The sequence below is a fragment of the Streptomyces sp. RK62 genome, from assembly GCF_018070255.1.
Classification (GTDB): domain Bacteria; phylum Actinomycetota; class Actinomycetes; order Streptomycetales; family Streptomycetaceae; genus Streptomyces; species Streptomyces nigra.
Genome location: NZ_JAGPYD010000002.1, coordinates 245,947 through 263,534 on the forward strand (window position 1 = coordinate 245,947; position 17,588 = coordinate 263,534).

The following is a 17,588-nucleotide window of genomic DNA, read 5'->3' on the forward strand; positions in this document are numbered from 1 at the left end:
CGACCCCCGTCCTGTATAGCTCCGTGAGGTGTCCCGTGTCCCCGCGTCGCAACCGATCCAAGGGCGCCGGCCCGTCCGGCCGCGGTTCCGGGGAGGACCGCACCGGCCGCTACGGCGGCTGGCAGTCCACGGAGAGCTGGCAGGGCGAGGACTGGAACGTACGGCATGTGGCGGGATCGAGCGCGCAGGGCAAGACGTACCGCTGCCCGGGCTGCGACCAGATGATCCCGGACGGCGTCCCGCACGTCGTCGCCTGGCCGGACCACGTGGGCGTCGACGACCGCCGGCACTGGCACAAGGCGTGCTGGAACGCGAAGGACCGCCGCACCACACGGGTGCAGCGGTCCCGTAACGCGCCGAGGTTCTGAGGGGCTACACGTCGCGCCGCTCCAGCAGCGCCCAGGCGCCCGCGAACACGGCGGCCGTCACCCCGAGCATGATCCACAGCGGGTCCCAGCCGTCCGGGCCGGACTGCGAGAGGGACTGCGCGTAGAAGACGCCCAGCTGGTTCGGGATGGAGTACTCGAACAGCGCCTGCTGCAGGTCCTGCAGGCTCTCCGCGAACATGAAGAGCGCGATCACCAGCGGCGCCAGCAGGAGGCCGATCATGATCGTGATCGCGCCCGCCGAGTGCCGGATGACCGAGCCGACGACGAGCGACAGCAGCCCCAGCAGCGCCAGATAGAGCGAGACGCCGACGGTGCCCTTCAGCCACTCCTCGGTCGACGGCTCGCGCGCGCCGTCCAGCATCGCGACGTCCGCCAGGGCGACCAGGACGGCCGACACCAGCGTCACCGTGAACGCCACCGCGAAGAAGACGATCGCCTTCGCCGCCAGCACCCGGCCGCGGGTCGGGCAGGCCGTCATCGTGGTCCGGATCATGCCGGTGCCGTACTCCGAGGCCGTGGTCAGCACGCCGAGCGTGATGATGCAGATGCTGCCGAGCAGCAGGCCGAAGAACCCGAACGGCAGCGGGCTCTCGCCCGCCAGGCTCTCCTGTGAGGCGTTGGCGGCGATCAGCGCGGCCACCGCCAGGCCGATGCCGACCACGAGCGCCACGAACACCCCGAGCGTCCACACCGTGGAGCGCACCGACCGGATCTTCGTCCACTCGGACGCGAGCGCGTGCCCGAGGTGCGTGCGCACCACCGGGATCGGCGAGGTGTACGTGGGGTACGGCTGACCGGGAGCCGCCTGCCAGGTCGGTGCGGCGGTCTGCGGCATCGGGGGCTGGGGCGTGCTCATCGGGCTTCCTCGGACTTGGTCGGGGCGGCGGGGGCGGCTGGGGCGGCGTCCTGCGGCGCGGCGGCGGGCGCGGGCGGCGCGGGCGGCTGGGCGGGCGCCTGTGGGGGCGCGGGCGCGGCGGCGGGCTGCGGCGCGGGCGCCTGGCTCGCGGGCGCCTCCTGCGGCGCCTGGGCGGCCGGCTGGGCGTACGGGTTGGCCGGGGGCGCCCCCGGCGCGGCGGCGGGGCCCGCGGGCGCGCCGTACGGGCCGGGCGCCCCCTGATGGGGCGGCGGCGGGGCGTACCAGCCGGGCTGGCCCTGGCCGGGCACCGGCATCGGCGGCTGGGCGCCGGGCGGCAGCGGCTGCTGCAGCCCTTCCTTCTGGTCGGTGGTCGAGCGGTAGTCGACGGCGCCCTGCGTCATCCGCATGTACGCCTCCTCCAGCGAGGCCTGGTGCGGCGACAGCTCCCACAGCCGTACATCCGAGCTGTGGGCGATGTCGCTGATCTGCGGGAGCGGCAGCCCGGTCACCCGGAGTGCGCCGTCCTGCTCGGGCAGCACATGCCCGCCCGCCTCGGTGAGCGCGCCGGCCAGCTTCTCGCGCAGCTGCGGCTCGGTGTCGGGGGTGCGGACCCGGGCGAAGCCGGCGGAGTTCGCCGCGATGAAGTCCTTCACGCTCATGTCGGCGAGCAGCTGGCCGCGCCCGATCACGATGAGGTGGTCGGCGGTCAGCGCCATCTCGCTCATCAGGTGGGAGGAGACGAAGACGGTACGGCCCTCGGCCGCCAGCGACTTCATCAGGTTCCGCACCCAGTGGATGCCCTCGGGGTCGAGGCCGTTGACCGGCTCGTCGAACAGGAGGACCTGCGGGTCGCCGAGCAGCGCCGCCGCGATGCCCAGGCGCTGGCCCATGCCGAGGGAGAAGCCCTTGGAGCGGCGCCCGGCCACGTCCTGGAGGCCGACCACGCCCAGCACCTCGTCCACCCGCCGGGCCGGGATGCCGGCGAGCTGCGCGAGGCTCAGCAGATGGTTGCGCGCCGACCGGCCGCCGTGCACCGCCTTGGCGTCGAGCAGCGCGCCGACCTGGCGGGGCGCGTTCGGCAGCCTGCGGTACGGGTAGCCGCCGATGGTGACGTGGCCCGCGGTCGGGTTGTCCAGACCGAGGATCATCCGCATCGTCGTCGACTTGCCGGAGCCGTTGGGCCCCAGGAAGCCGGTGACGGCACCGGGCCGCACCTGGAAGGACAGGTTGTACACAGCGGTCTTGTCGCCGTAGCGCTTGGTCAGGCCGACTGCCTCGATCATGCTCCGCACCCATCGAAAGGTTCAGGACAGCGGGGCGCACGCCCCCCGTAAGGGTTAGGAGGATATAAGGGCGCTGACGGTTCCACTCAAGGGCGAGTAAAACTTCGGCCCCACCGGCCCCGGATCACCCCTTATGCACCTAGGCGTCCCGCTTCCGGAGCGTGAGGTAGCCGCCGACGAGGGCCGCGATCACCCACAGCGCCATGATGCCGAGCCCGCCCCAGGGGCCGTAGGGACGGTCGTCGTCGACCGGGGTGACCACCTGGAGGATGGCGCTGCCGGCCTGGTCGGGCAGATAGCGGCCGACCTTCTCGGTGGCGGAGACGTTGCCGAGGATGTTGGAGACCAGGAAGAAGAACGGCATCAGGATGCCCAGCGACAGCATGGGGGAGCGCAGCATCGCGGCGACCCCCATCGAGAACATCGCGATCAGCATCATGTACAGCCCGCCGCCGAACACCGCGCGCAGCACCCCCGGGTCGCCGATCGACGCCCGGTGGTCGCCCAGCATCGCCTGCCCGAGGAAGAACGTGAGGAAGCTGGTCGCCAGGCCGACGGCCAGCGCCAGCGCCGTTGCCACCGCGATCTTGCTGAACAGGAAGGTGCCGCGGCGCGGCACGGCGGCCAGCGAGATCCGGATCATGCCGGTGCTGTACTCGTTCGAGACGACCAGCACCCCGAACACGATCATCGCGAGCTGACCGAGGCTCATCCCCGCGAAGCTGATGAAGGTCGGATCGAACTCCAGCCGGTCCCGTTCGCTCAGGTTGTCGAACTCGTTCTTCGACAGGGCCGAGATCAGCATGCCGAGGGCCACGGTCACGACCAGCGCCAGGGACAGCGTCCACACCGTGGAGGCCACCGAGCGGATCTTGGTCCACTCGGAGCGGAGTACCTGCGTCGTCGCCATGTCAGTTCCTCCTCCAGCCCTCGCCCCACGCCTGCTGCGGCTCAGGCGGCGGGGCCGGGGCCTGACCGGTGTGCGCGTGGTACTCGACCGACTCCGCGGTCAGCTGCATGAAGGCCTCCTCCAGGGACGCCTGCTGGGTGCTCAGCTCGTGCAGCACGATCTGGTGCCGCGCCGCCAGCTCCCCGATCCGCTCGGACGTGGCGCCGTCGACCTCCAGCGCGCCGTCGCCCGCCTCGACCGGGGTGACGCCCTCGGCGTGCAGCAGGTCGAGCAGCCGCTCCCGCTGGGGGCTGCGGACACGGACGTACGCCCGGGAGTTGCGGGCGATGAAGTCCGCCATGGAGGTGTCGGCGAGCAGCCGGCCCTGCCCGATGACCACGAGGTGGTCGGCGGTCAGCGCCATCTCGCTCATCAGGTGCGAGGAGACGAAGACCGTACGGCCCTGCGCGGCCAGCGACTTCATCAGATTGCGGATCCAGTGGATGCCCTCGGGGTCGAGGCCGTTGACCGGCTCGTCGAACATCAGGATCCGGGGGTCGCCGAGCAGCGCGGCCGCGATGCCCAGGCGCTGCCCCATGCCCATCGAGAAGCCCTTGGTCTTCTTGCGGGCGACCGCGGTGAGGCCGACCGTCTCCAGCACCTCGCGGACCCGGGCATCCGGGATGCCGTTGCTCTGCGCGAGACACAGCAGATGGTTGTAGGCGCTGCGGCCGCCGTGCCAGGCCTTCGCCTCCAGCAGGGCGCCGATGTACGTCAGCGGGTCCTTGAGCTCCTGGTAGTGCCGGCCGTCGATACGGACGTCACCGGCCGTCGGATGGTCCAGGCCCAGCACCATCCGCATCGTCGTCGACTTGCCCGCGCCGTTCGGGCCGAGGAAGCCCGTGACGATGCCCGGTCTGACGGTGAAGGACAGGTTGTTCACCGCCACCTTCTCGCCGTACCGCTTGGTCAGCCCCGACAGCTCGATCATGCGGCCACGCTAGGGGGACCGTTGGGCCGATGCCACCCGGGCGGTGCAAACAGTCCTCGGTGATTCCGCCTCACCCGCGCACGGCGAAGGCCCGCGCCCCACGAAGGGGCACGGGCCTCGGTCGTTCTACGGGCGTCAGCCGGTCACCGGGTCTGCTGCGCGGGGACCCCGCGGGAGATCGGCTCGTCCTCGGCCGGGGTGCCGGCGGCGGCCACCGCGGCGCCCGTGAGGGTCGCCAGCATCTCGCGCACGTTGGTCAGCTGTGCGTTGATGCTGTCGCGGCGGTTGGTGAGAGCGGCCAGCTCGCGCTCGGATTCCGAACGGATCCGGTCGGCCTTGGCGTTCGCGTCCGCCACGATGTCCTCGGCCTGGCGCTGCGCGGTCTCCACCGTCTGGCGGGCGCGGCGCTCGGCGTCGGTGCGCAGCTTCTCGGCCTCCAGGCGCAGCTGCTCGGCGCGGTGCTCGATCTCGGCGAGGCGCTTCTCGGCCTTGGCCTGACGCGAGGCCAGGTCGCGCTCCGACTGCTCCCGGCGCTTGGCCAGGTTGGTCTCGAAGTCGGCGGCGGCCTGCGCGGCCTTGGCGCGGGTCTCCTCGAAGAGGGCGTCCGCCTCCTCACGCTTGGACTGAGCGTCCTTCTGCGCCTCGGAACGCAGCTGGGAGGCGTCGCTCTTCGCCTTCTCGACGATGCGGACACCCTCGTCCTCGGCCTTGGCCTTGCGCTCCGCCGCGAACGATTCCGCGTCGTTGCGCACCTGCTGGGCCGCGGACTCGGCGAGCTCGCGGTGCTGTTCCGCCGCCCGACGCGCCTCCTCGCGCAGGTCCTTGGCCTCCTCCTCGGCGAGGCGGAGGATCTTCTCGACACGCGCGCCGAGGCCCGCGTACGACGGCTCGGAGTCGGTCACCTGCGCCTGGGCGTTCTGCGTCTCGAGGTGGAGCTCCTCGATGCGCTTCTCCAGGGCGGTGATACGGGCGAGAGCGCTGTCACGGTCGGAGACGAGCTTCGAGATCCGTTCGTCCACCTGAGCGCGGTCGTACCCACGCCGCACAAGCTCGAAGCCGTAGGGGGAAGTGTCGCTCATGGGGTTCCTGTCGAATGAGACCGGTGAGGTGATAAGTGGAATCCTAGGGGCCGAAGCGGTGTGTCATCGAGCGGATACGTGTTTGATCTGGAGAATGAGACCCCTTTTGAGTGGCTAACCGTCGGACGGCTTGCCAAAAACCCGGTCAAAGCCCCCAGGAGACACCGGAACCCGCGTCGAACGCTAGCCGTCGGACGTCTTGCCACCCGATCGGGGAGCCCCCACGGTCGCCCCCGCCTTGACCCCGCCGTCCTTCGCGCCGCCCGGAGCCTCGAAGGACTCCAGCGCCTCCAGGACGTCCTGGACGCGTGAGATCTCGGCGTTGATGTCCTCGCGGCGCCGGACGAGGACCTCCAGCTCGCGCTTGCCCTCCTCGACCGTGGCCTTGGCCTCGCGGATCGCCTCGGCCTTCAGCTCCTCGGCCTCGCGGATCAGCGTCGCCCGCTTCTGCTCGGCCTCCTTGAGCAGCCCCTCGGCCTTCTTCACCGCGGCGATACGGACCTTGCCCGCCTCGGAGTTGGCCTCCGACACCAGCTCCTTGGCCTTCGCCTGCGCCTTGGACAGCTGCTCCTCGGCCGCCTTGATGAGCGCGTCGCAGCGGTCGCCGGTCGACTTCATCGTCTCGGCGGCCTCCCGCCGGGCGCGCTCGTGCAGCTCCTCGATCTCGCTGGTGATGCGGTCGCGCAGCTCCTCGGCCCGCTCCCGGATCGCGGTGGCGTCCCGGCGGGCCCCGACCAGCAGCTCGTCGGCGTCCGTACGGGCCTTCTCCACCGCGGTGTTGCCCTCGACCGTCGCCTCGGCGACCAGCCGATCGGCCTCCTTGCGGGCCGCGCCCACCATCGTGTCGGCCTGCGCCTCGGCGTCCGCGGTCGTCTTGTGCGCCTGCTGCTGCGCCTCGGTGAGCAGCTTGTCCGCCTCGGCGGTGGTCTCCGTGATGAGCGTGTCGACCTGCTCGGCCGCCTCCGAACGCCGCTTGTTGGCGTCCTTGCGGGCCTCGTCCAGGGTGCGCTCGGCCTCCTCGCGGGCCGAGGCCACCAGCCGCTCCGCCTCCGCGGCCGCCTCGGCCCGGACCCGCTCCGACTCGCTGCGGACCCGCTCGGCGTGCTGCTGCGCCGACCCGACCGTGTCCGCGGCCTCGGCGCGCAGCTCCTCCGCCTTGGCGTGCGCCTCGGCCAGCATCCGGTCGGCCTCGGCGATCGTCTCCGACTGCAACCGCTCCGCCTCGGAACGGGCCTCGGTGATGAGCGTGTCGGCCTGCCCCGCCGCGTCTGAGCGGATGCGGTTGGCGTCCTCGCGGGCGTCCGCCCGGGTCCGGGACGCCGCCTGGTCCGCCTCCGTGATCGTGTCGGACGCCTCGGTGCGCAGCCGCTGGGCGTGCTCGGTGGCCTCCGTGCGCAGCCGGTCCGCCTCGGCGATGGCCTCGCCGACCGTCCGCTCGGCCAGCGACTTGGCGGCCTCCGTCTCCTCCTTGGCCTCGCGCCGCAGCCGCGCGGCGTCCTCGCCGGCCCGCTCCCGTTCGGCGTAGGCGTCGGAACGGACCCGGTCCGCCTCCTCCTCGGCCTCGCGGCGGGTGCGCTCGGCCGCGTGCTCGGCGGCGCTGCGCAGCCCGGCGATCTCCTCCTGGGCCTGCTCGTGCAGCCCGGTCACGGAGTCGCGGACCTGCTGCGCGTGCTGCTCGGCCGCCGACACCATCTCGGTGGCGCGCCGGTCGGCCTCCTCGACCAGGCGCTCCGCCTCGGTCTGCGCCTCCTCCACCCGATTGCGGGCGGAGGCCAGCAGTTCCTCGCTCTGCTCGCGGGCCCGCTCGCGCTCCTGGTCGGCCTCCTGGCGCGCGGAACCGAGCAGTTCCTCGGCCTCGCGGCGGCGCCGGCCGGCCTCCTCCTGGGCGGCGGCCAGCGTCTCCGACGCCTCCGTGGCCAGCCGCTCGGCGGCGGCCTGCGCCTCGGCACGCACCCGGTCGGCGGTCTCCTGGGCCTCCGACCTCAGCCGCTCGGCCTCGGCCGCGGCCTCCGACCGCAGCCGTACGGCGACGGCCTCGCCCTCGGCACGGGACGCCGACGCGTCCGACGCGGCCTCGGTGCGCAGCCGGTCGGCCTCCTCCTCGGCCTGCTGCTGGAGCGTACGGATCCGCTCGGCGGCCTCGCCGCGCAGCCGGTCGGTCTCCTCGGCGGCCTCCCGGCGGATACGGGCGGCCTCCTCGCGGGCGTCGCGCAGGGCCTCCTCGGCCGCCGCGAGCCGCTGCTCGGCCTCGGTGTGAAGCCGCGTCAGCTCCTCGGCGGCCTCCGCACGGCGCGCCTCGACGCCGCGCTCGGTCTCCTCGCGCAGCTCCTGCGCGGCCCGCTCGGCGTCGGCCTTGATGCCCTCGGCCTGCTCGACGACCTCCTCGCGGTGCCGCTCGGCCTCCTGCCGGGTGCGCTGCAGCGTCTCCTCGGCCTGCCGGCGCAGCGTCGTCGCCCGCTCGATGGCCTCGGTGCGGACCTTCTCGCTGTCCGTGGTGGCCTTCTGGCGCAGGTCGTCCGCGTCCTGCTTGGCCTTGGCCAGCAGCTCCTCGGCGGTCTTGGCCGCCTCCTCGATCTGCTGGACGGCCTCCTTGCGGGCCTCCGCGCGGATCTTCTCGCCCTCGGCGACGGCCTCCGAGCGCAGCTGCTCGGCCTCGCCGCGCAGCCGGCGGGCCTCCTCCTGCAGCTCGACCGTCTTGGCCCGGTACTCCTTGGTGTCGTCCTTCGCCGCGCCCTTGAGCTGCTCGGCGATGTCGTGCGCCTCGGCGCGCAGCCGGTCCGCCTCGGTCTCCGCCTCCCGGCGGATCCGCTCGGCCTCCTCGACGGCGGCCTTGGTGGTGTTCTGCGCCTCCTGCTGCGCCTTGTTGAGCACGTCCTCGGCGGTCTTGGCGGCCTTGGACAGCTGGGTCGCGCTCTCCTCGGCGGTGAGCGTGCGGGCCTTCTCGGCGGCCTCGGCGAGGACCTTCTCGGCCTCCGCGCGGGCGTCGGCGATGACCTGCTCGGCGTCGGCCTTGGTGTTCTCGGCCTCCTTGGTGGCCTCCTCGACCAGCCGGGCGACCTGCTCCTTGGCCGTGCGCATGCGCTGCTCGTTGGCCGACTCGGCCCCGGACAGCGTCTTCTCGGCGGCCGCCTTGGCCTCGGTGACCAGCTTCTCCGCCTCGGACTGCGCCTTGCGCAGCGCCTCCTCGGCCTCGGCCATGCGCTGCTCGGCGGCGCGGCTCAGCTCGGTGGCCTGGCGGCGGGCGGCGTCCGACTCGTTGACCGTGGAGCTGCGCAGCTGCTCGGCGTGGTCGGTGGCCTCCTGGGCCTGGGTGGAGGCGGCGTTCAGCAGGCGCTCGGCGTCGGTCCGCGCCCGGCGCAGGATCTGCTCCGCCTCGGTACGGGCCTCCTCGGCGGCGTCGGTCAGCCGGCGGCGGGCCTCGCCGGCCAGCCGCTCGGCCTCGGCGCGCGCGGCCGACAGGGCCTGCTCGGCCTCGGCGCGCGACTCGTCCAGCAGCCGGCGGGCCTGCTGCTCGGTGCGGGCGCGCAGCTGCTCCGCCCAGGCCACGTTCTCGTTGACGTGCGACTCGACGGTCTGCCGGCGCTCGGCCAGCTCCTGGTCCAGCTGCTGGCGCCGGGTGACCGCCTCCTGGTGCAGCTCGGCCTGGAGCCGGGCGGCCTGCTCGGCGTGCTCCTGGAGGATGCGCTGCGTCTGCGCGCGGGCCTGGCTCAGCTCGCGCTCGGCCTCCTGGCGCAGCTGGTCGGCCTGCACCTGGGCGTTGCGCAGCAACTGCTCGGCCTGGTATCCGATGTCACCGCCGTCGAAGGCGGGCCGGGACATGATGGTGCGGCGCGCCTCGTGAAGCTTGGCGCGCAGCACCTCGACCTGGTAGCCGAGGTCCTCGGCGTGCTGGATCGCCTTCTCCCGCTCGGTCTTCAGCCGATCCATCTCGGCCTCGAACCGAGAGAGGTGGTCGACGTCAGCCGCCGGCTCTCGCTCCTGGCGTTCGTAGCCCCGCACTGCGCGGTCCCATCCGTCCCCTGGTCGCATCCCTGGCCATGAGCCCCGTCCGTCCGAACGGACGGTGCCCCCGGGGAATGGTGTCAGATCAACGGCGGAGCATGGGCTGCCGCCCCGACGCTCGCCCCCCGATACCCGGACCCCGGCATGCGGTCACCTCGGTTCAGAGAGCGACCGCCCCCAACCCTACCGGCCCCTATGTACGAGGGTCAGTGCTCAGGTGACTCAACAGGCGCCGAAGTGACCAGTTCTGTCAGAACACCATGACAATCCTTGGGGTGCAGGAACGTGATACGTGACCCCATGGAGCCGATCCGCGGCTCTTCGTAGAGCACGCGCACGCCCTTTTCCTTGATCGCGGCGGCGTCGCCGTCCACGTCCGCGGTGCCGAAGGCGATGTGGTGGACGCCCTCGCCGTTCTTGTCGAGCCACTTCGCCACGGTGGAGTCCGGGCGGGTCGGCTCGAGAAGCTGCAGGTAGGAGGCGCCGCCGTCGGAGGTGTCGTTGATCTTGAGCATGGCCTCGCGGACGCCCTGCTCCTCGTTGACCTCGGAGTGGAAGACCTCGAAGCCGTAGGTGGCCCGGTAGAACTCGACGGTCTTGTCGAGATCGAAGCAGGCGATTCCGATGTGGTCGATTCGCGTCAGCATGGATTCAGTGGAGCGCTCACGGGGTGGTTACGCAACGTGCGCGCGATCACACCGACGGCCCGGTGACGGCACGGAGTGCCACTCAGTACATTCGAAGTAAACCCTCGTTCACTCCTCGGCTGTGCAGGCTGGAAGGGGATCTCATCTCATGTCTTCTGGAAACGGCACGACGTCCGTCATCGTCGCGGGTGCCCGCACCCCGATGGGACGGCTGCTGGGCTCGCTGAAGTCGTTCTCCGGAGCCGACCTCGGCGGCTTCGCCATCAAGGCCGCCCTCGACCGTGCGGGGATCGGCGGCGACCAGGTCCAGTACGTGATCATGGGCCAGGTGCTCCAGGCCGGGGCGGGGCAGATCCCGGCGCGCCAGGCCGCGGTCAAGGCCGGCATCCCCATGAACGTCCCGGCGCTCACCATCAACAAGGTGTGTCTGTCCGGCCTCGACGCCATCGCCCTCGCGGACCAGCTGATCCGCGCCGGCGAGTTCGACGTGATCGTCGCCGGTGGTCAGGAGTCCATGACCAACGCGCCCCACCTGCTGCCCAAGTCCCGTGAGGGCTACAAGTACGGCGCGGTGCAGGTGCTCGACGCGATGGCGCACGACGGCCTGACCGACGCCTTCGAGAACATCGCCATGGGCGAGTCCACGGAGAAGCACAACACCCGTCTCGGCATCGCCCGTCCCGAGCAGGACGAGATCGCCGCCCTGTCCCACCAGCGCGCCGCCGCCGCCCAGAAGAACGGCGTCTTCGAGGCCGAGATCACCCCGGTCGAGATCCCGCAGCGCAAGGGCGACCCGGTCCTGTTCAGCAAGGACGAGGGCATCCGCGGCGACACCACCGCCGAGTCGCTGGGCAAGCTGCGCCCGGCGTTCGCCAAGGACGGCACGATCACGGCCGGCTCCAGCTCGCAGATCTCCGACGGCGCCGCCGCGGTCGTCGTCATGAGCAAGGCCAAGGCCCAGGAGCTCGGCCTGGACTGGATCGCCGAGATCGGCGCCCACGGCAATGTCGCGGGCCCCGACAACTCGCTGCAGTCCCAGCCGTCCAACGCCATCCTGCACGCCCTGAAGAAGGAGGGCCTGGAGGTCTCCGACCTCGACCTCATCGAGATCAACGAGGCCTTCGCCGCCGTCGCGGTGCAGTCAATGAAGGACCTCGGCGTGTCATCGGAAAAGGTGAACGTCAACGGTGGTGCCATCGCCCTGGGCCACCCGATCGGCATGTCCGGTGCCCGGCTCGTGCTGCACCTGGCCCTGGAGCTGAAGCGGCGCGGCGGCGGCGTCGGCGCGGCCGCGCTGTGCGGTGGCGGCGGTCAGGGTGACGCGCTGATCGTGCGGGTACCGAAGGCCTGACGTCCTTTCGCGAGGACGCAGTAGCGAACGATCTGTGAACGGAGCTGTGATGCAGGACGTCTCCACCCTGGTGGCCCAGGCCAGGGAAGGCCGGCCGCGGGCCGTGGCCCGGCTGATCTCCCTCGTGGAGGGGGCGTCCCCGCAGCTGCGGGAGGTCATGGCGGCACTGGCCCCGCTGACCGGCAACGCCTACGTCGTCGGTCTGACCGGGTCCCCGGGCGTGGGCAAGTCGACGTCCACCTCCGCGCTCGTCACGGCCTACCGCAAGCAGGGGAAGCGGGTCGGCGTCCTGGCCGTCGACCCGTCCTCGCCCTTCTCCGGAGGCGCGCTGCTCGGCGACCGGGTCCGGATGTCGGACCACGCCTCCGACCCCGGCGTCTACATCCGGTCCATGGCCACCCGGGGCCATCTCGGCGGCCTCGCCTGGGCCGCCCCGCAGGCCATCCGCGTCCTCGACGCGGCCGGCTGCGACGTGATCCTGGTGGAGACCGTCGGCGTGGGCCAGTCGGAGGTGGAGATCGCCTCCCAGGCCGACACCTCCGTCGTCCTCCTCGCCCCCGGCATGGGCGACGGCATCCAGGCCGCGAAGGCGGGCATCCTGGAGATCGGCGACGTCTACGTCGTCAACAAGGCGGACCGTGACGGCGCCGACGCCACCGCCCGCGAGCTCAACCACATGCTCGGCCTCGGCGAGTCCCGCGGCCCCGGCGACTGGCGCCCGCCCATCGTCAAGACGGTCGCCGCCCGCGGCGAGGGCGTCGACGAGGTCGTGGAGGCCCTGGAGAAGCACCGCGCCTGGATGGAGGAGCGGGGCGTCCTGACCGAGCGCCGGCGCGCCCGCGCCGCCCGCGAGGTGGAGACCATCGCCGTCACCGCCCTTCGCGAACGCATCGCCGACCTGCACGGCGACCGCCGCCTCGGCGCCCTCGCGGAGCGGATCACGGCCGGCGAACTCGACCCGTACCGCGCGGCGGACGAACTGGTGGCGGGCCTGACGCGCACCTAGGGCCTTTCGTTTGGATCATGCCGGGGTCGCGGGCTCTGGGGCCGCGCCTCGCCGCGTTGTCGTCGGTTGCCATGGCTCCGCCATGGCGCCCTCCTCCGCCTTGCGATGCACGGCCCCAGAGCCCGCTCCCTGATCCGGCCTGATCCAAACGAAAGGCCCTAGGCGGCGTCAGTCCTTCTTGCTACCTTGATCCGCATGTTCCTCTCCTTGGCGTAGGCGGACACCGGGCCACGGTCCGAGCCTCACGGCTCCCGTGGCTCCTCGGTGCCCCCTTCTCCCACGCCATCACGAGGACTCGTCATGCCTGCCTCCTACGCGCACGTGCTGCGCCTGCCCCATGCCCGGACGACCTTCGCCGCCGCCCTGCTCGGCCGGCTGTCGTACGGGATCGTCCCCCTCTCCTTGATGCTCGCCGTGACCCGGACCAGCGGGTCCTACACGGTGGCGGGCGCCGTCATGGCGCTGTTCTCCGCGACGAGCGTCTTCCTGTCGCCCGCCCGGGCGGCGCTGATCGACCGGCACGGGCCGCGCCGGGCGCTCGTACCGATGACCGCCGCCTACGCCGGGCTGCTCGGGCTGCTGACGGCCGTCGTCTTGCGGCCGGGCGCCGCCCCGCCGCTGGTCGTGGGCGCCGTGGCCGCCGCGGCCGGGGCCTGTACGCCGCCGCTCGGCCCGGCGATGCGGGCCGTGTGGGGGAGGATCGCCCCCGACCCGGAGTTGCTGCGGCGCGCCTACAGCCTGGACGCCGTCGCCGAGGAACTGCTGTTCGTCACGGGCCCGTTGCTCGTCGGCCTCCTCGTCGCCCTCGCTCCGCCGGCCGTCGGCATCGCGGTCGGGGCGGTACTGATCACGGCGGGCGCGGCCGGCTTCGTCCTGTCGCCCGTGGTGCGGTCGGTGCGGCCCGAGCGTGCGGGAGCGAAGGAACATGAGGGCGGCCGGGGCCGTGTCCTGCGGGCGGTCCGGCGGCCCGTGCTCGCAGCCCTGGGCGTCGGGCTCGCGCTCGGCGCCGTCGATCTGCTCGTCGTCGCGTTCGCCGAGGGCCACGGCTCGGGCGGCGGGGGCGCGGCCTGGCCGCTGGCCGCCCTGTCGGCGGGGAGTGCCGTCGGCGGGCTGCTCAACGGCGCGGTGTCCTGGCGCACTTCGGCGGGCGTACGGCTGCCGCTGCTGACGGCCGGTCTCGGCCTGGCCGTGCTGCTCGCGGGCCTGGCGACCGGCCTCGGCACGCTCACGGCGGTCATGGCGGCGGCCGGGTTCTTCGTGGCGCCCGCGCTCACCACGGCCTACCTCCTCGCGGACGCGGCGGCCCCGGCCGATGCCCGGGTGCGGGCCGGCGCCTGGGTCAACACCGCGGTCAACGCGGGCAGTACGGCCGGGACGGCGGGCGCCGGGGTGCTGGCGGGGCTGCTGCCGACGGGCTGGTGCCTGGCGGCGACCGGCGCGGCGACCCTGCTGGTGGCCGGGACAGTGGCGAGGGGCGCCACCCGCAAGGGAGGCGCCCCTCACCCCGTGGGGGACGGGGTTCCTGTGGCGAAGACGTCCTGACGTCCTGAAGTCGTGTCGTCAGTCGTCGTCGCGGTCGTTACGGTCGTCGTCCTGGCCCGCGTCGTCGTGGTGCGCGGTCACCGCGCCGCTCTTGAGGTCGACGTTCCACTCGCCCTTGGTGGTCTCGGCCTTCCAGACGGCCGGGCCGTCGTCGTCCAGGTCGATCTCGACGACGGTGCCCTTCGCGGCCGCCGCCTCGGCGGCCTCGCGGGCGTCCACCGTGGAGCCCTTCAGCGCGGCGAGGTCCCGTCGGCCGTCGTCGTCATCGTCGTCGTCGCGCCGGTCGCTCAGGACCTTGCCGTCGCCGGCGGAGACCCGTACGTCGTGCTCGGTGCCGTCGGCCTTGACGACGGTGACCTCCCAGACGCGCGAGCCGTCGTCGTCCAGTTCGGCGGAGACGGCCGTGCCCGGCGTCCGCTCCAGCGCCGCCGCGATCGCCTCGGCGGCGGTGACATCGGCGCCCCGCGCCTGCGCAGCAGCCTCCTCGCGGTCGTCACGGGCGTCGTCCCGGTCGTCCTGGGCGTCGTCCCGGTCGTCGGTGTCGTCCTTCGGCGCGTCGTCGCGGTCGTCGGCGACCCGGACGTCCGACTGCCGGGGCGACGCGCCGTCGTCACCGCTGCCCGCGTAGGCCGCGACCGTGCCGCCGCCGATCAGGGCCGCCGCGGCCACGGTGGCGAGGACGATGTTGCGCTTCATGGGTTTCCTCCCGTTTTCCGCCGAACATTCCGGCTCGGTGCCTTTCGACGGGATTCAATGTGCCCGTTCGATGCTGAGAGGAAGCTGAAGGACCCTGAAGACGTCTTCAGGTGGGCTTTGCCAGGCTGTACGCATGCGCCTGCTGATCGTGGAGGACGAAAGACGCCTGGCCCGGTCCCTCGCCAAGGGCCTGACCGCCGAGGGCTACGCCGTGGACGTCGTCCACGACGGCCTGGAGGGGCTGCACCTGGCCGGTGAGGGGATCCACGACCTCGTGATCCTGGACATCATGCTGCCCGGCATGAACGGCTACCGGGTCTGCGCCGCCCTGCGCGCCGCCGGCCACGACGTGCCCATCCTCATGCTCACCGCCAAGGACGGCGAGTACGACGAGGCGGAGGGCCTGGACACCGGCGCCGACGACTACCTCACCAAGCCGTTCTCGTACGTCGTCCTGGTCGCCCGGGTCAAGGCGCTGCTGCGGCGCGGCCGCCAGGGCGCGGGCGCCTCACCCGTCCACGTCCTCGGCGACCTCAGGGTCGACACGGCCGCCCGCCGGGTCTTCCTCGGCGCCGACGAGGTGCCGCTGACCACCCGGGAGTTCTCGGTGCTCGAGACACTCGTGACACGGCCCGGCGAGGTGGTGTCCAAGTCGGAGATCCTGGACCACGTCTGGGACTTCGCGTACGACGGAGACCCGAACATCGTCGAGGTCTACGTCAGCGCGCTGCGGCGCAAGCTGCGGCCCGAGCTCATCCGGACCGTGCGGGGCGCCGGGTACCGGCTGGAGCGTCCGGAGACGGCGTCGTGACGCGCCGCTGGTTCGGCTCGGTCCGCTCCCGGGCGACACTGGCCGCCACCCTCGTGGTCGCGGTGGCCCTGCTCGCCGCCGGGGCGGCCGTCCTGCTGTCGCTGCGCTCCGATCTGACGGGGCAGGCGGAGTCCGAGGCGGCGAGCGCGGCGCGGGCCGTCGCCGTCGAGCTGTCCGACGGCCGGCCCTACGACAAGCTCACCGGCCTCGACGAGGACGACCGGCCCGTCCAGATCGTCGACGAACGCGGCAGGGTGGTCGCGGTGAGCGAGGACCTGGAGCGCGTCACCGGCACCGGCACCGGCGCCGACACCGCCCGGCCGGGGGATCCGGGCGGACGGGCGGGCGGGGACGCCGACGACGACGCGGACGACTCCGACGACGCGAACGGCTCCGACGGGCCGGACGACGACGCCGCCCCCCGCGGTGAAGTCGACTCCGACACGGACTTCAGCACCGGCACGGCCACCATCGACGGCACCACCGCGGACTACCGCTTCGCCGCCGTCGAGGTGGAGTTCGAGGACCGGGGGAAGTTCACCGTGTACGCCGGGGCGCCGCTCGCCGCCGAGCGCAGCGCCGTCGGCACCGCCACCACCGCCATGCTGATCGGCTTCCCGCTGCTGCTCGCGGTCGTCGCGGGCGCCACCTGGCTGGTCACCCGGCGCGCGCTGAGCCCGGTCGAGGGCATCCGGCGGGAGATGGCGGCCATCACCGCCAGCGAGGACCTCGCGCGCCGCGTCCCGGTGCCGGCCACCCATGACGAGGTGGCCCGGCTGGCCCTGACGACCAATGAGACGCTGGCCGCGCTGGAGAGCTCCGTGGAACGCCAGCGCCGCTTCGTCGCCGACGCCTCGCACGAGCTGCGCAGCCCCATCGCCTCGCTGCGCACCCAGCTGGAGGTGGGCGCCGCGCACCCCGAACTGCTCGACCTGGACGGGGCGGTGACGGACACCGTACGGCTGCAGACGCTCGCCGCCGACCTGCTGCTGCTCGCCCGGCTGGACGCGGGGGAGCGGCCGGGGGACGCGCGTTTCGATCTGGGCGCGCTGGCCCGCGAGCACGCCGAGGGGCGGGCCGGGGTGACGGTGACGGCGGACGAGGTGCCGGTGGCCGGGTCGCGGGCGCAGGTGGGGCGGGTGCTCACCAACCTGCTGGACAACGCGCGGCGGCACGCCCGTTCGGCGGTCACCGTGGGCGTGCGGGCGGAGGGGGAGTGGGCGGTCGTGGCCGTCGCCGACGACGGGGACGGGGTGCCGGAGGCCGACCGGGAGCGCATCTTCGAGCGGTTCGTCCGGCTGGACGAGGCGCGCAGCCGGGACGACGGGGGTGCCGGGCTCGGTCTGGCCATCGCCCGTGACGTGGCCGTACGGCACGGGGGGACGCTGACCGTGGGCCGGGCGCCCGCGGGCGGAGCTCTGTTCGAGCTCCGCCTGCCGCGGGCTCGTTAGGTGCGGGGCGCCGTCCTGGTCAGGGGCGCCCGCGCTGGCTGCGCAGATGCTCGGCGATCGGCTTGAGGGCCTTGTCGAGCTCGGTCAGCGCCTCGGGGGAGAGCAGGTCGATGAAGTGCCTGCGCACGGACGCCACGTGATGCGGCGCGACCTTCTTCATCGTCTCCATGCCGTGCTCGGTGAGGACCGCGTAGAGCCCGCGCCGGTCGGACTCGCAGTTCTCGCGCCGGACCAGGTCGGCGTTCTCCATCCGGGTGATCTGGTGGGAGAGCCGGCTCTTGGACTGGAGGGTGGCCGACGCGAGGTCGCTCATCCGCATCCGTACGTCCTCCGACTCGGACAGGTTCACCAGGATCTCGTAGTCGTTCATTGTCAGGCCGAACGGCTGGAGGTCCTTCTCGAGCTGGTACGTCAACAGCCTGTTGACCTCCAGGTGGGTGCGCCAGGCGCACTGCTCCGCATTGGTCAGCCAGCGGGTGGCCGTCTCGGTCTCCATGAATGAAGTCTACCTAAAATGTTGAAAGGCGAACTAGTGAGGGGTGGTCTGTGACGGGTCACTCGTGTGCGCACACGTTCGATGTCACACTCCGCAGAC

At 72.7% G+C, this 17,588-nt stretch carries 15 protein-coding genes; 6 read left to right on the forward strand and 9 right to left on the reverse strand.

The window, feature by feature from the left end; translation table 11 throughout:
• Positions 1–35: 35 nt before the first annotated feature.
• A complete protein-coding gene (locus KBY32_RS04915) occupies positions 36–368 on the forward strand; it encodes a hypothetical protein (RefSeq protein WP_055625195.1) in 333 nt (110 codons plus the stop codon).
• 4 nt (positions 369–372) lie between these two features.
• Here the strand turns inward: KBY32_RS04915 and KBY32_RS04920 are convergent, their stop codons facing one another.
• The 7 genes from KBY32_RS04920 to mce all read right to left on the reverse strand — a co-directional run bounded on the left by KBY32_RS04920 (position 373) and on the right by mce (position 10,136).
• A complete protein-coding gene (locus tag KBY32_RS04920) occupies positions 373–1,245 on the reverse strand; it encodes an ABC transporter permease subunit (protein WP_108708734.1) in 873 nt (290 codons plus the stop codon).
• Positions 1,242–2,528, reverse strand: coding sequence for an ABC transporter ATP-binding protein (locus tag KBY32_RS04925; protein WP_210979004.1), 1,287 nt, complete (start codon positions 2,526–2,528; stop codon positions 1,242–1,244). The genes KBY32_RS04920 and KBY32_RS04925 overlap by 4 nt, the downstream gene beginning before the upstream one ends.
• A gap of 139 nt (positions 2,529–2,667) precedes the next feature.
• Complete coding sequence (locus KBY32_RS04930) at positions 2,668–3,438, reverse strand: ABC transporter permease (RefSeq protein ID WP_210979005.1); 771 nt, start codon at positions 3,436–3,438, stop codon at positions 2,668–2,670.
• A 1-nt stretch (position 3,439) separates the two neighbouring features.
• Positions 3,440–4,408, reverse strand: coding sequence for an ABC transporter ATP-binding protein (locus KBY32_RS04935; protein ID WP_210979006.1), 969 nt, complete (start codon positions 4,406–4,408; stop codon positions 3,440–3,442).
• 143 nt (positions 4,409–4,551) lie between these two features.
• Positions 4,552–5,487 (reverse strand): hypothetical protein, encoded by a 936-nt coding sequence (locus KBY32_RS04940; RefSeq protein ID WP_055625012.1) that lies wholly within the window; start codon positions 5,485–5,487, stop codon positions 4,552–4,554.
• 183 nt (positions 5,488–5,670) lie between these two features.
• The gene (scy, locus tag KBY32_RS04945; RefSeq protein WP_210979007.1) at positions 5,671–9,486 is read right to left on the reverse strand and encodes a polarized growth protein Scy; all 3,816 of its coding nucleotides are present in this window, start codon (positions 9,484–9,486) and stop codon (positions 5,671–5,673) included.
• Between the two features lie 209 nt (positions 9,487–9,695).
• Entirely contained in the window at positions 9,696–10,136 is a 441-nt protein-coding gene (gene mce, locus KBY32_RS04950; protein WP_210979008.1) for a methylmalonyl-CoA epimerase, read from the reverse strand.
• A gap of 148 nt (positions 10,137–10,284) precedes the next feature.
• Between mce and KBY32_RS04955 the strand changes: the two genes are divergently transcribed.
• From KBY32_RS04955 to KBY32_RS04965, 3 genes are all read left to right on the forward strand, one after another.
• On the forward strand, positions 10,285–11,487 hold the full coding sequence (locus KBY32_RS04955; RefSeq protein ID WP_079033892.1) for an acetyl-CoA C-acetyltransferase: 1,203 nt from the start codon (positions 10,285–10,287) through the stop codon (positions 11,485–11,487).
• Positions 11,488–11,536: 49 nt separating this feature from the next.
• The gene (gene meaB, locus KBY32_RS04960) at positions 11,537–12,493 is read left to right on the forward strand and encodes a methylmalonyl Co-A mutase-associated GTPase MeaB (protein ID WP_055625008.1); all 957 of its coding nucleotides are present in this window, start codon (positions 11,537–11,539) and stop codon (positions 12,491–12,493) included.
• Positions 12,494–12,793: 300 nt separating this feature from the next.
• Positions 12,794–14,035 (forward strand): MFS transporter, encoded by a 1,242-nt coding sequence (locus KBY32_RS04965; protein WP_210979009.1) that lies wholly within the window; start codon positions 12,794–12,796, stop codon positions 14,033–14,035.
• A gap of 18 nt (positions 14,036–14,053) precedes the next feature.
• On the opposite strand, the gene KBY32_RS04970 is transcribed toward KBY32_RS04965, so the two are convergent.
• Positions 14,054–14,731, reverse strand: coding sequence for a PepSY domain-containing protein (locus tag KBY32_RS04970; RefSeq protein WP_210979010.1), 678 nt, complete (start codon positions 14,729–14,731; stop codon positions 14,054–14,056).
• A gap of 133 nt (positions 14,732–14,864) precedes the next feature.
• On the opposite strand from KBY32_RS04970, the gene KBY32_RS04975 reads away from it, so the two are divergent.
• Positions 14,865–15,542, forward strand: coding sequence for a response regulator transcription factor (locus KBY32_RS04975; RefSeq protein WP_108708743.1), 678 nt, complete (start codon positions 14,865–14,867; stop codon positions 15,540–15,542).
• Positions 15,539–16,993: a cell wall metabolism sensor histidine kinase WalK gene (locus KBY32_RS04980; RefSeq protein ID WP_210979011.1), complete on the forward strand. Its 1,455-nt coding sequence runs from the start codon at positions 15,539–15,541 to the stop codon at positions 16,991–16,993. The genes KBY32_RS04975 and KBY32_RS04980 overlap by 4 nt, the downstream gene beginning before the upstream one ends.
• Before the next feature lie 19 nt (positions 16,994–17,012).
• On the opposite strand, the gene KBY32_RS04985 is transcribed toward KBY32_RS04980, so the two are convergent.
• Positions 17,013–17,489 (reverse strand): MarR family winged helix-turn-helix transcriptional regulator, encoded by a 477-nt coding sequence (locus tag KBY32_RS04985; protein WP_055625003.1) that lies wholly within the window; start codon positions 17,487–17,489, stop codon positions 17,013–17,015.
• Positions 17,490–17,588: the final 99 nt, after the last annotated feature.

Coding starts and splice junctions, on each gene's coding strand:
- KBY32_RS04935 (WP_210979006.1), bottom strand. CDS start 4,408: ATGATCGAGCTGTCGGGGCTGACCAAGCGGTACGGCGAGAAGGTGGCG.
- meaB (WP_055625008.1), top strand. CDS start 11,537: ATGCAGGACGTCTCCACCCTGGTGGCCCAGGCCAGGGAAGGCCGGCCG.
- KBY32_RS04925 (WP_210979004.1), bottom strand. CDS start 2,528: ATGATCGAGGCAGTCGGCCTGACCAAGCGCTACGGCGACAAGACCGCT.
- KBY32_RS04940 (WP_055625012.1), bottom strand. CDS start 5,487: ATGAGCGACACTTCCCCCTACGGCTTCGAGCTTGTGCGGCGTGGGTAC.
- KBY32_RS04975 (WP_108708743.1), top strand. CDS start 14,865: ATGCGCCTGCTGATCGTGGAGGACGAAAGACGCCTGGCCCGGTCCCTC.
- KBY32_RS04965 (WP_210979009.1), top strand. CDS start 12,794: ATGCCTGCCTCCTACGCGCACGTGCTGCGCCTGCCCCATGCCCGGACG.
- mce (WP_210979008.1), bottom strand. CDS start 10,136: ATGCTGACGCGAATCGACCACATCGGAATCGCCTGCTTCGATCTCGAC.
- KBY32_RS04930 (WP_210979005.1), bottom strand. CDS start 3,438: ATGGCGACGACGCAGGTACTCCGCTCCGAGTGGACCAAGATCCGCTCG.
- KBY32_RS04920 (WP_108708734.1), bottom strand. CDS start 1,245: ATGAGCACGCCCCAGCCCCCGATGCCGCAGACCGCCGCACCGACCTGG.
- KBY32_RS04985 (WP_055625003.1), bottom strand. CDS start 17,489: ATGGAGACCGAGACGGCCACCCGCTGGCTGACCAATGCGGAGCAGTGC.
- KBY32_RS04970 (WP_210979010.1), bottom strand. CDS start 14,731: ATGAAGCGCAACATCGTCCTCGCCACCGTGGCCGCGGCGGCCCTGATC.
- KBY32_RS04955 (WP_079033892.1), top strand. CDS start 10,285: ATGTCTTCTGGAAACGGCACGACGTCCGTCATCGTCGCGGGTGCCCGC.